9 protein-coding genes and 1 riboswitch are annotated in these 11,744 nt (G+C 71.8%); of the genes, 4 read left to right on the plus strand and 5 right to left on the minus strand.

Going from position 1 to position 11,744, the window contains the following annotated elements; all coding sequences use genetic code 11:
- Positions 1-75 precede the first annotated feature (75 nt).
- The 4 genes from StrepF001_RS24375 to StrepF001_RS24390 form a co-directional block, all read right to left on the minus strand.
- Positions 76-585 (minus strand): O-acetyl-ADP-ribose deacetylase, encoded by a 510-nt coding sequence (locus StrepF001_RS24375; RefSeq protein WP_129800339.1) that lies wholly within the window; start codon positions 583-585, stop codon positions 76-78.
- Positions 582-1,991: an NAD(P)/FAD-dependent oxidoreductase gene (locus tag StrepF001_RS24380; RefSeq protein WP_129800340.1), complete on the minus strand. Its 1,410-nt coding sequence runs from the start codon at positions 1,989-1,991 to the stop codon at positions 582-584. Before StrepF001_RS24380 ends, StrepF001_RS24375 begins: the two co-directional genes overlap by 4 nt.
- Positions 1,992-2,099: 108 nt before the next feature.
- A complete protein-coding gene (locus tag StrepF001_RS24385; protein WP_129800341.1) occupies positions 2,100-2,945 on the minus strand; it encodes an inositol monophosphatase family protein in 846 nt (281 codons plus the stop codon).
- Positions 2,946-3,059: 114 nt separating this feature from the next.
- Positions 3,060-4,886 carry a gamma-glutamyltransferase gene (locus StrepF001_RS24390; RefSeq protein WP_129800399.1) on the minus strand — a complete coding sequence of 609 codons (1,827 nt, stop codon included), beginning with the start codon at positions 4,884-4,886 and terminating at the stop codon, positions 3,060-3,062.
- Between the two features lie 527 nt (positions 4,887-5,413).
- A riboswitch (cobalamin riboswitch) is annotated at positions 5,414-5,622 on the plus strand.
- 13 nt (positions 5,623-5,635) lie between these two features.
- Here StrepF001_RS24390 and StrepF001_RS24395 point away from each other — a divergent pair.
- Genes StrepF001_RS24395 through StrepF001_RS24405 form a run of 3 tightly spaced genes read left to right on the plus strand, consistent with a single transcriptional unit; the run spans position 5,636 to position 8,567 of the window.
- Positions 5,636-6,703, plus strand: coding sequence for an ABC transporter substrate-binding protein (locus tag StrepF001_RS24395; protein WP_129800342.1), 1,068 nt, complete (start codon positions 5,636-5,638; stop codon positions 6,701-6,703).
- Complete coding sequence (locus StrepF001_RS24400; RefSeq protein ID WP_129800343.1) at positions 6,700-7,752, plus strand: iron chelate uptake ABC transporter family permease subunit; 1,053 nt, start codon at positions 6,700-6,702, stop codon at positions 7,750-7,752. The genes StrepF001_RS24395 and StrepF001_RS24400 overlap by 4 nt, the downstream gene beginning before the upstream one ends.
- Positions 7,749-8,567 (plus strand): ABC transporter ATP-binding protein, encoded by an 819-nt coding sequence (locus tag StrepF001_RS24405; RefSeq protein WP_129800344.1) that lies wholly within the window; start codon positions 7,749-7,751, stop codon positions 8,565-8,567. The genes StrepF001_RS24400 and StrepF001_RS24405 overlap by 4 nt, the downstream gene beginning before the upstream one ends.
- Before the next feature lie 12 nt (positions 8,568-8,579).
- Here the strand turns inward: StrepF001_RS24405 and StrepF001_RS24410 are convergent, their stop codons facing one another.
- On the minus strand, positions 8,580-9,980 hold the full coding sequence (locus tag StrepF001_RS24410) for a short-chain fatty acyl-CoA regulator family protein (RefSeq protein WP_129800345.1): 1,401 nt from the start codon (positions 9,978-9,980) through the stop codon (positions 8,580-8,582).
- Positions 9,981-10,360: 380 nt separating this feature from the next.
- Here StrepF001_RS24410 and aceA point away from each other — a divergent pair, with 380 nt between their 5' ends.
- On the plus strand, positions 10,361-11,644 hold the full coding sequence (gene aceA, locus StrepF001_RS24415) for an isocitrate lyase (protein WP_129800346.1): 1,284 nt from the start codon (positions 10,361-10,363) through the stop codon (positions 11,642-11,644).
- The last annotated feature ends 100 nt before the right edge of the window (positions 11,645-11,744 follow it).

Here is an 11,744-nt window from a genome sequence, read left to right on the forward strand (position 1 = left end):
CCCTTCCGCGTCACATGCAACAGCGGCCTCAGGTGGGGACTCAGGCCAAGCACACACTTCAGCAGCGTACGGAGATCAGCCGGCCTGCGCGGCGAACGCCTCGTAGGCCCTGTCGTCGAAGAGGACGAATCTGACCTCCTCTACCGCTGTCCCGGTGGCCCGGACGGTCTCGACGGCGATGCGGGCCGCGTCCTCCATCGGCCAGCGGTAGACGCCCGTGGAGATGGCGGGGAACGCGACCGTGCGGGCGCCCAACTCGTCGGCCACGCGCAGGGACTCGCGGTAGCAGGAGGCGAGGAGGGCGGAGCGGTCCTCGCTCGTGCTGTGGACCGGACCGACCGTGTGGATCACCCAGCGCGCGTCCAGGTCCCCCGCGGTGGTGGCGACCGCCTGACCGGTGGGCAGGCCCTTGCCGTATTCGGCGGCGCGGAGCCTGCGGCACTCCTCGAGGATCGCCGGGCCGCCGCGCCGGTGGATGGCGCCGTCCACTCCTCCGCCGCCGAGCAGCGAGGAGTTGGCCGCGTTGACGATCGCGTCGGCGCTCTCCCGGGTGATGTCGCCCTGGACCAGCCTGATGGTGGTCATGTCTGCCTCAGTCTCTTCCAGACGGCCTTCGCGGCGTTGTGCCCGGACATGCCGTGCACGCCGGGTCCCGGCGGGGTGGCCGAGGAGCAGATGAAGACGGCCGGATGCGGGGTGCTGTACGGGAACAGGGACAGCCTGGGGCGCAGCAGCGTCTGGAGTCCGGACACCGCGCCGGAGGCGATGTCGCCGCCGACGTAGTTGGCGTTGTGGGCGGCGAGTTCGGGTGGGCCGGCGGTGGCGCGGGCGAGGACGCGGTCGCGGAATCCCGGGGCGAAGCGCTCCAGTTGGCGTTCTATGGCGTCGGTGAGGTCGCCGGTCCAGCCGCTGGGGACATGGCCGTACGCCCAGAAGACGTGCCGGCCCGCCGGTGCGCGGGTGGGGTCGGCGACGCTGGGCTGCACGGTGATGAGGAACGGCCGGTCGGGCGCGCGGCCCTCGCGCGAGGCGGCGCGCAGCGCGGTGCCGATCTCCCCCGTGTCGGCGCCGATCTGCACGGTTCCGGCGCTGCGCGGCTCCTCGGCGGTCCACGGCACCGGGCCGTCCAGGGCGTAGTCGACCTTGAAGACGCCGGGGCCGTACCGGTAGCCCTCGTAGTAGCGGCCGAAGCCCGCGATGCGGGCCAGGGCGGTGGGTGAGGTGTCGAAGACGTACGCCCGGGCGGGCGGCAGGTCGTCGAGACGCTTGACCTCGTAGTCGGTGTGGACCGTGCCGCCGAGGTCCTTCAGGTATGCGGCGAGGGCGTCCGAGATGGACTGGGATCCGCCGCGGGCCACGGGCCAGCCGCGGGCGTGCGCGGCGAGCGCGAAGACCAGGCCGATGGCGCCGGTGGCGAGGCCGGTGAGCGGGGCCATCACATGGGCGACGAGACCGGCAAAGAGGGTCTTGGCCCGTTCGTCGCGGAAGCGCCGCATCAGCCAGGTGGACGGAGGAAGCCCCACCAGGCCGAACCGGGCGAGGGTCACCGGGTCGCGGGGCAGCGCGGTGAGCGGCAGGGACATGAAGTCGCGGGCGAGGGTGTCCCAGTGGGGCAGGAAGGGCGCCACCAGCCTGCGGTACGCGCCCGCGTCGCGCGGGCCGAAGGAGGCGGCCGTCTCGCCGACCGACCGGGACAGGACCGCGGCGGTGCCGTCGGTGAAGGGGTGCGCCATGGGTAGCTCGGGGTGGAGCCATTCCAGGCCGTAGCGGTCCAGGGGCAGGGCGCGGAACGCGGGTGAGTTGATGCCGAGCGGGTGCGCCGCCGAGCACGGGTCGTGGCGGAAGCCGGGCAGGGTGAGCTCTGCGGTGCGCGCTCCCCCGCCGATCGTGTCCCGGGCCTCGAAGACGGCCACGGAGAAGCCGCGGCGGGCCAGCTCCACGGCAGCGGTCAGTCCGTTCGGCCCCGCACCCACCACGACCGCATCGAGCATCGACGGCACCTTCGGACCCCTTCGTCAGCCGATGGCCACTGAGGATCAGGATATGCCGGGGTACTGACAGTGCTCGGCGACGGGGTGGCCCCGGGGCCTGCTCCGGGCTCAGACCGACGACGCCAGCAGCCCCGCCACCCGGCGTGCTGTCGCCGCGTCGCGGGCCGCGGTGAACGGCAGGGCGTTGCCGCCCGTGATGCGGAACGGCTCACCCGTGCGGGTCAGGTGGGCGCCGCCCGCCTCCTCGACCAGCAGCAGGCCTGCCGCGTGATCCCAAGCCGCTTCCCACGAGAAGGCCGTGGCGTCCAACTCGCCGCGGGCGACGGCGAGATACTCCAGGCCTGCCGAACCGCAGTCGCGGGGTGCGACACCGTCCGTCCACAGGCCGAGCAGGGCGCGCTTCTGCTCGTCCGTCGTGTAGTCCGGGTGGGACGTGGCGACCTTAAGGTCCCGTCCGGGTGCGGGCGGGCCGGCGAACAGCCGCTCGCCGTCGAGGAAGGCGCCCTGTCCCCGTACGGCCGTGGCGAGTTGGTCGCGGGCGGGGGCGTATGTCCACGAGGCGAGCACGACGCCGCTCTGCGCGAGCGCGACCAGGGTGCAGAAGCCGTCGTCGCCGTGTACGAACTGGCGGGTGCCGTCGACGGGATCGACGATCCAGACCGGGGCGCCGCCCCGTATCGCCTCGTACGACGCGGGGTTGGCGTGCACCGCCTCCTCGCCGACGACCACGGAGCCGGGCAGGAGCGCGCCGAGCGCCACGGTGAGGTACTGCTCGGCCAGGCGGTCGGCGTCCGTCACCAGGTCGTGCGGGCCGCTCTTCTCGTCGACCTCGTGGGCGGCCAGCTGACGGAAACGCGGCATGATCTCGGCCGCGGCGGCCTTACGGACCGCCTCCTCCACGTCGGCCGAGTGGCGGGCGAGAAACTCGTCGATGGTTTCGTTGTCTTCGATCATGCCTCCATGAGAGCACGCGCCACTGACAATCCCCACCCTGCCAGTGCACCACGGGTGGAATCGGCATGAACTTCCGATGCCGCACCCCACGGCAGGCAAGGGACATTCAGGACATCACCGGCCCACCGCGTACCCCTGCATCCCCCGCGGATTGGCCGCCGCCGACAGGATGCCGCTCTCCGGATCCCGGGCGACCGCGCACAGCCGACCCTCGGACCAGTCGTCACCGACCGTGACGTCATGGCCGCGCCGCCGCAGCCCCGCCACGACAGCGGGGTCCGTCCGCGCCTCGACGGTGACACTGCCCGGGTACATCCCGCGCGGGTAGAAGGAGCCGGGGAAGCTGTCGTTGTGCCAGTTCGGCGCGTCGATCGCGCCCTGGAGATCGAGGCCGCCGCGTACCGGAGCGCGCAGGGCGACCGCCAGGAAGAAGTGGAGCTGCCACTGGTCCTGCTGGTCGCCGCCGGGCGTGCCGAACGCCATGACCGGCGTCCCGTCACGCAGGGCGATGGACGGCGTCAGGGTGGTGCGTGGCCTGCGCCCCGGCGTGAGCGAGTTCGGCAGGCCCTCCTCCAGCCAGGTCATCTGCAACCGGGTGCCGAGCGGGAAGCCCAGTTCGGGCACGACGGGGTTGGACTGCAACCAGCCGCCGCTGGGCGTGGCGGCGACCATGTTGCCCCAGCGGTCGACGATGTCGAGATGGCAGGTGTCGCCGCGGGTACCGCCGTCGGCGGCGACGTCGGGTTCGCCCGGCACGGGGGCCGTCGGGCTCTTGACGACGGTCGGCTCCCCGGCTCCCGGCGCGCCGAGGCCCGCGACGCCGGTGGCGGCCCCTCGCGCATGGGCGCACAGCCGCGGGGTGCGCCCTCCCGGGCTCCCCGGCCGCAGCTCGTACGACGCCCTGTCGCCGACGAGCTCACGCCGTGCCGCGTTGTAGACGCCCGACAGCAGCTCCTCGAGCGGCACCTCGGCCGCGTCGCCGTACCAGGCCTCCCGGTCGGCCATGGCGAGTTTGCAGCCCTCGATCAGCAGGTGGACGTAGTCCGCGGAGCCGTACGGGGGCAGTTCGGGCGGGAGCAGTGCGAGCTGCTGCAGGAGGACCGGGCCCTGGCTCCAGGGGCCGGCCTTGCACAGGGTCCAGCCGTTCCAGTCGTACGTCACCGGCGCCTCGTAGCTCGCGGACCAGCCGGCGAGGTCGGCGGCCGTGAGCGTGCCGGTGTGGTGCTTACCGCTGGTGTCCAGGGTGGGCCGCTGTGCCTGCCGTACCAGCGCCTCGGCGATGAAACCGGTGCGCCACACCTGCCGTGCCGCCTCGATCTGCCCCTCGCGGTCCCCCGCCCCGGCGACCTCGTCGAGCAGCCGCTGCCAGGTGGCGGCGAGCGCGGGATTGCGCAGCAGCCGGCCGGGCCGGGGCGCCCGGCCGCCCGGAAGATAGACCTCCGCGGACGTGGTCCACTCGGTCTCGAACAGCTCGCGCACGGTCTCGACGGTCTCGCCGACGCGCTCCACGGGCGCGTGCCCGTGCTCCGCGTATCCGATGGCGTACTTCAGGACGTCGGCGAGGGACTTGGTGCCGTGGTCGCGGAGCAGGAGCATCCAGGCGTCGAACGCACCGGGGACGGCCGCCGCAAGGGGCCCGGTGCCGGGTACGAGATCCAAACCGAGTCCCCTGTAGTGCGCGACCGTCGCTCCGGTCGGCGCCACGCCCTGCCCGCACAGCACCCGCACCTCGCCACCCGCCGGAGCGAGCAGGATCGGCACCTCACCGGCGGGCCCGTTCAGGTGCGGCTCGACGACATGCAGCACGAAGGCGCCCGCCACGGCAGCGTCGTAGGCGTTGCCGCCGTCCTCCAGGACCGCCATCGCCGACTGCGAGGCCAGCCAGTGGGTGGAGGACACCATGCCGAAGGTGCCCTGGAGGGTGGGGCGGGTCGTGAACATAGGTGGCCTCTCACCTCGTTGTTTGCGCACATCGGCCGGACCGATCGGCACTGAGGATCGGTCCTGGGGAGAATCCGGGGAGTTTGGGCCAAAGCTCTCCTCCGTCCGCTCCGCCAGCAGGCTATCGATCGCCCTGCGCCCCTTCTTCCCTGCCTCCGGCATGAAGTGGGCGTAGTGGTCGAGGGTGATGGTCGGCGACGAGCGCCCCAGCCACTTGGCGAGGGTCACGACCGACTCCCCTGCCTCCGGCACGAGGGACACGTACGTGTGCCTCAGCACATGGAACCCGTCCTTCGGTGCCGCTTGCCACTGACAGGGACCGAACTTCTTCCGCTCCCTGTCAGGTTCAGGACCGCCCCACGGAAGCTCAACATTGTTGCCCGTCTGGTCGGCGAGGGTCACCGCGAGAGGGGGCCCGGGGTGGCGGCACGGAACCCGGCCCCTGCGTGAGCAGGACAACGTGCCTTCGCGTCCGATGTGCGGCAACCGACAGCACCGCAGGCACTTCGGTGGCACAGGTAAGGTCATGGTAACTTCCGGACGCCAGTCGAACGCGTGCACGCGGCCGTCCGTGTGCACGCGTCAGGGAATCCGGTGAGAGTCCGGAACTGACGCGCAGCGGTGAGGGTGACGGGCGGGGCGGCAGCCACTGGACGACGGCCACGGCCGGGTCTGGGAAGGCGCCTCGCCGGGATGATCCCGAGTCCGAAGACCTGCTGGCAGCCGATCGTCCGTAACGGGCCTCGCGTATGGGCCCCGACGCCGAGGAAGCCACCGTGCAGCTGTCACGTTCCGCCCGTTGTTCCGTCCTGCTCCTGACCGGGGCGCTGCTGCTGTCCGCCTGCGGTTCGGGCTCGTCGTTCGACGGGGCCGGGAAGTCCGCCGAAGCCAGGGACCGGTCCGTCACGCTCGCCAACTGCGGGCAGAAGGTGATGGTGAAGGCCCCGCCGAAGCGGGCCGTGTCCCTGAACCAGGGCACCACCGAGATTCTGCTCTCCCTCGGCCTTGCCGACCGGATGGTGGGCAGCGCCACCTGGACCGACCCGGTCATGAAGGGGCTGGAGAAGGCCAACGCGAAGGTGCCCCGGCTCGCTGACAACGCCCCGTCGTTCGAGAAGGTCCTGGGCGCCGAGCCGGACTTCGTCGCCTCCTCCTTCGCCTCCACCCTGAGCAAGGGCGGGGTGGCGCCCCGCGAGAAGTTCGAGGAGCTCGGGGTGCCGACGTATCTCTCGCCCGCCGACTGCGAGGGCAAGGACAACAGCGGCGACGGCGACGGCTCACGGACGAAGCCGCTGGCGATGGACACCGTCTATCGCGAGGTGCGTGAACTGGCCCGGATCTTCCGGGTGGAGGAGCGCGGCGAGAAGCTGGTCACGGAGCTGAAGGACCGGGTGGCGAAGGCCACCTCCGGGATCGACGCCGAGGACACCACGATCCTGTACTGGTTCGCCAACCAGGAGTCTCCCTACCTGGCGGGCTGCTGCGGCGCCCCCGGCATCATCACGAACGCGCTGGGCGCGAAGAACGTCTTCGACGACACCTCGCAGGAATGGCCCCAGATCAACTGGGAGACCGTCGCCGACCGCAACCCCGACGTGCTGGCCATCGGAGACCTCACCCGCAAGTCGCAGACCGCGGAGACCGCCGCGAAGAAGATCGCGTTCCTGGAGTCCAACCCGGCGACCCGGAACATGGACGCGGTGAAGAAGAAGCGGTACGTGCTGCTCAGCGGGCAGGCCATGAACCCGACGATCCGCACCGTCGAGGGCGTGGAGAAGGTCGCCGCGGCGCTGCGCGAGTACGGGCTCGCCGGATGACGACCGTCCTGCGACCGCCCGGAGCGCGTCCGCTGCGTGCGGCCTTCGGTGTGGTGCGTATCGCCATCGGCTTGGCCGTGCTCGCCGTGTCCGTAGCCGTGGCCGTCACCATCGGCCCGGCGGACATCGGGGTCGGTGACGTATGGTCCGCGGTCGCCTCCCATCTGGGCTGGGGCACGACGGAGTTGTCCCCGATCCGGGACGGCATCGTGTGGAACCTGCGGCTGCCGCGCACCCTGCTCGCCACGGTGTGCGGCGCCGGGCTCGCCGTGTGCGGGGCGGTGATGCAGTCGCTGTTGCGCAACCCGCTCGCCGACCCGTTCGTTCTGGGGGTCTCCTCCGGGGCGTCGACCGGCGCCGTCGTCGTGGTCGTCCTCGGTGCCGGGGGCGGTGTCCTGTCCGTTTCGGGGGGCGCGTTCGTAGGCGCGCTCGGCTCGTTCGCGCTGGTGCTGCTGCTCAGCCACACCCTCGGCGGGACGACGGACCGGGTGGTGCTGTCGGGTGTGGCCGCGATGCAGTTGTTCTCCGCTCTGACTTCGTTCGTCGTGATGACGGCGGCCGACGCGGAGACCACCCGGGGGGTGCTGTTCTGGCTGCTCGGGTCGCTGAGCGGGGCCGGCTGGACCGAGGTGTGGCTCTGCCTGGCCGTCCTGGCACTCGCCCTGGTGGTGTGTCTCGGGTACGCGCGCACCCTGGACGCCTTCGCCTTCGGCCAGGACGCGGCGGCCACCCTCGGGGTCGCGGTCGCCAGGACCCGGCTGGTGCTGCTGTGCGTGACCGCACTGCTGACGGCTGCGCTGGTCAGCGCGGCCGGCGCGATCGGCTTCGTCGGCCTGGTCCTGCCGCACGCCGCGCGTGCCCTCGTCGGGCCGGGGCACGGTCGGCTGCTGCCGGTCACCGCGCTCGCCGGGGCGGTGTTCCTGGTGTGGGCCGACACCCTGGCCCGTACCGTCCTCGACCCCCAGGAAGTGCCGGTGGGCGTGGTGACCTCACTCGTCGGCGTCCCGGCGTTCGTCCTGGTCCTGTACCGCACGAGGAGGACGCGATGACCGCCGGTGCCGAACAGAAGGCGGCCCCGGCCGAGTTGTCCACCCTCGCCGCCGACCGTGTCAGCCGCACCGCCGACGGACGGCTGATCCTCGACGGCGTCAGCCTCATCCCCCGGCCCGGCTCCGTGACCGGACTGCTCGGCCCCAACGGGTCCGGGAAGTCCACGCTGCTGCGGCTGCTGTCCGGCGTCCTCGCCCCTGCCTCCGGCGTCGTCACCCTCGACGAACGCCCCCTGCCCGACTGGGGGCGCCGCGCCGTCGCCCGACGCATGGCCGTCGTCGAACAACAGGCCGACACCCTCGTCGAGCTGACCGTCCTCGACGTCGTACGGCTCGGCCGCATCCCGCACCGCCGCGCCTGGACCCCTGCGACAGCGGCGGACGAGCAGGCCGTACGCACCGCCCTGGAACGCACCGGTCTCACCGACCGCTCGGACCAGCCCTGGCGCACGCTCTCCGGCGGTGAACGCCAGCGCGTCCAGATCGCTCGCGCCCTCGCCCAGGAACCACGCGAACTGCTGCTGGACGAACCGACCAACCACCTGGACATCCAGCACCAGCTCGACCTGCTGAGCCTCGTCGCCGAGCTGCCCGTCACCACCCTCGTCGCCCTGCACGACCTGAACCTGGCCGCCATGTACTGCGACCAGGTCGTCGTCCTCCGGAAGGGACAGGTGGCGGCCGCCGGCACTCCGGCCGCCACCCTCACCGAGTCCCTGATCGCCGACGTCTACGGCGTGCGCGCCACAGTTACCCGCCCCGGGCCCGGCGACCGGCCGCACATCCGCTTTCTGGGGACGGCCGCCGGGAAGTGACGGGCCGTCCGGTCAGCCTGGCCCACCGTTGTCGACCGGATAAGGCACGAACGTGCTGCTGCTCTGGTCGATGCGCAGCGACCGGCCGAGCGGTGGTGCGGCGCGCTGGGGGCAGTCCAGGCGCTCGCAGACACGGCAGCCCATGCCGATAGGGGTGGCGGAGGAGCCGTTGGTGAGGTCGAGGCCGTCGGAGTAGACGAGGCGATGGGCGTGGCGGATCTCGCAGCCCAGTCCGATGGCATACGTCTTGCCGGGCTCGCCCCAGCCTCCGCGGTGGCGGGTGACCGCTCGGGCCGTCCACAAGTACCGCTGCCCGTCTGGCATTTCGGCGACCTGGACGTGGATCCTGCCGGGGGCGGCGAACGCCTCGTAGACGTTCCACAGCGGACAGGTGCCGCCCGCCCGGGAGAAATGGAAGCCGGTCGCCGACTGCCGCTTGGACATGTTCCCGGCACGGTCGACACGCACGAAGGAGAACGGCACACCTCGCAGGCGCGGCCGCTGGAGGGTGCTCAGGCGGTGGCAGACGGTCTCGTATCCGAGGCCGTAGCGGTCGGTGAGGCGTTCGATGTCGTAGCGGACCTCCTCGGCCGCCGTGTGGAAGGCGGTGTACGGCAGGATCAGCGCGGCGGCGAAGTAGTTGGCGATGCCGATGCGGGCCAGGGCATGGGCCGGCGAGCCGGGCTCGAAGTCCTCGGCGGCCTGGTGGTCGAGTCCGCCGCCGTGTTCGAGCAGGGCCAGTTGGGTCGCCATGCGGAAGGCGCGCTGGCCGGGGCGGAGTCTTGCGGACAGGTGCAGGGTGCGGGTGGATTCGTCGTAATGGTGCAAGTGCTCGCCCGTCTCGGCGGCCAGGCGCACACCGTGGCGGTCGGTGAGCCGCGAGGTCAGCGCCTGGAGGACCTCGCCGGGCCGGATGCCGATCTCCCCGGCCAGCCGCTCGGCGGCCTGGTCGGTGTCGTGCAGGTAGTTCTGGTGGCGGTAGAAGAAGTCCCGGATCTCCTCGTGGGGTGAGTGCGGCGCCGAGTGGCCGGTGTCGCGGCCGTCCGCGAGTCGCTCGGACAACGCCTGGTTGCGGCGGCCCAGCTGGACCAGCACGTGCGCCACCGCCGGCATCCGCGAGGCCAGTTCGGCGAGGTCGGACGGGGACACCCGGGACTCGGCGAGTTCCCCGGCCAGCGCCTCGCGCAGGTCGGCAACCAGTCGCGTCGTGTCGCGTTCGGAGAAGAAGCCCGGGTCGACGCCGAAGGTCTCGGTCAGCCGCAGCAGCACGGGCACGGTCAGCGGACGGGAGTCGTGCTCCATCTGATTCAGGTAGCTCGGGGAGATTCCCAGAGCGCGGGCGAGGTCCGCCTGGCTCATCCGGCGTTCGTCGCGCAGCCGCCGCAGCCGCGCGCCCGCGTAGGTCTTGCTCACCCTGGGCTCCTCCTCCGTGTGCGGGACGGGAGCAGCGTACGCCAGAGGGCACCTTCCGCCCCCTTCGCAAAGTTGGCAAACGGGCATCCGAAGATTCGCAGAAGTTGGCAGAGCTCCACAGTTGATGGCACTCAGTGCCAGTGCCAGAGTTTCCAGTGCGGCCCGCCGGAGCCAGCAGGCACCACCCGGAGCCGGGGCACGGTCCATGCCCTGACGTCGGAGATCCCGGCAGCGGTGGCGGTCTGTGTCGGCAGCATTGCTCAGCTTCGCCCCACGGCGTCACGGCGGGCCGCACCAGCTTATGCGACACACAGTGCCACTCCTGTTCGTCCGGACAGAGAGATTGGCAGCCAGTACAGACCGAGGAGACGGTGACAGTCATGGCAGAGGCGAGGACTCAGGCGGCCGAGGAGCTGACTCAGCGCTGGGCCACCGGCCCGAGGTGGCAGGGCATCGAGCGCACCTATTCGGCCGAGGACGTGGTTCGGCTGTCCGGCAGTGTCCGTGAGGAGCACACCCTGGCCCGGCGTGGCGCCGAGCGGCTGTGGCGCCAGCTGCACGAGCTCGACTACGTCCACGCGCTGGGCGCGCTGACCGGCGGCCAGGCGGTGCAGCAGGTCAAGGCGGGCCTGCAGGCCATCTACCTGTCCGGCTGGCAGGTCGCCGCCGACGCCAACCAGGCCGGCCACACCTACCCCGACCAGAGCCTGTACCCGGCCAACTCGGTGCCGCAGGTGGTCCGCCGGATCAACAACGCGCTGCTGCGCGCCGACCAGATCGCCACCGCCGAGAACGCGGGCGACACGACGGACTGGCTCGCGCCGATCGTCGCCGACGCCGAGGCCGGCTTCGGCGGCCCGCTGAACGCGTTCGAGCTGACCAAGGGCATGATCGCGGCGGGCGCGGCCGGCATCCACTACGAGGACCAGCTCGCCTCCGAGAAGAAGTGCGGCCACCTCGGCGGCAAGGTCCTCGTTCCGACCTCGCAGCACATCCGCACCCTGAACGCGGCCCGCCTGGCCGCCGACATCGCCGACACGCCGACCGTGATCATCGCGCGGACCGACGCCCTCGCCGCCAACCTCCTCACCAGCGACGTCGACGAGCGCGACGCCGAGTTCGTGACCGGCGAGCGCACGGCGGAGGGCTTCTACCGGGTCCGCAACGGCATGGCCCCGGTGATCGCCCGCGGCCTCGCCTACGCCCCGTACGCCGACCTGATCTGGGTCGAGACCGGCACCCCGGACCTGGCGCAGGCCCGCGAGTTCGCCGAGGCCATCCACGCCCAGTACCCGGACCAGATGCTGGCGTACAACTGCTCGCCGTCCTTCAACTGGAAGGCCGCGCTGGACGACGACCAGATCGCCAAGTTCCAGCGCGAACTGGGCGCCATGGGCTACAAGTTCCAGTTCATCACCCTGGCCGGCTTCCACTCCCTCAACCACGGAATGTTCGACCTCGCCCGCGGCTACGCCGAGCACGGCATGACCGCCTACGTCGACCTCCAGGAGAAGGAGTTCGCCGCCCAGGCCCACGGCTTCACCGCCGTCAAGCACCAGCGCGAGGTCGGCACCGGCTACTTCGACCTGGTCTCCACCGCCGTCAACCCCGCCTCCTCCACCACCGCGCTGACCGGCTCCACAGAGGAGGAGCAGTTCCACTAGGCGCTCCGTCGGCCGGCCGTGTGAAGGCGGCCGGCCGCGTGAAGGACGCAGACCGTGTCCTGCCCGAGCGGAGGGGGCGGGCGACCGTCCCCGTCCTCCC

Origin of the sequence: Streptomyces sp. F001 (assembly GCF_004187715.1) — a bacterium.
GTDB classification, from domain to species: Bacteria; Actinomycetota; Actinomycetes; order Streptomycetales; family Streptomycetaceae; genus Streptomyces; species Streptomyces flavusporus.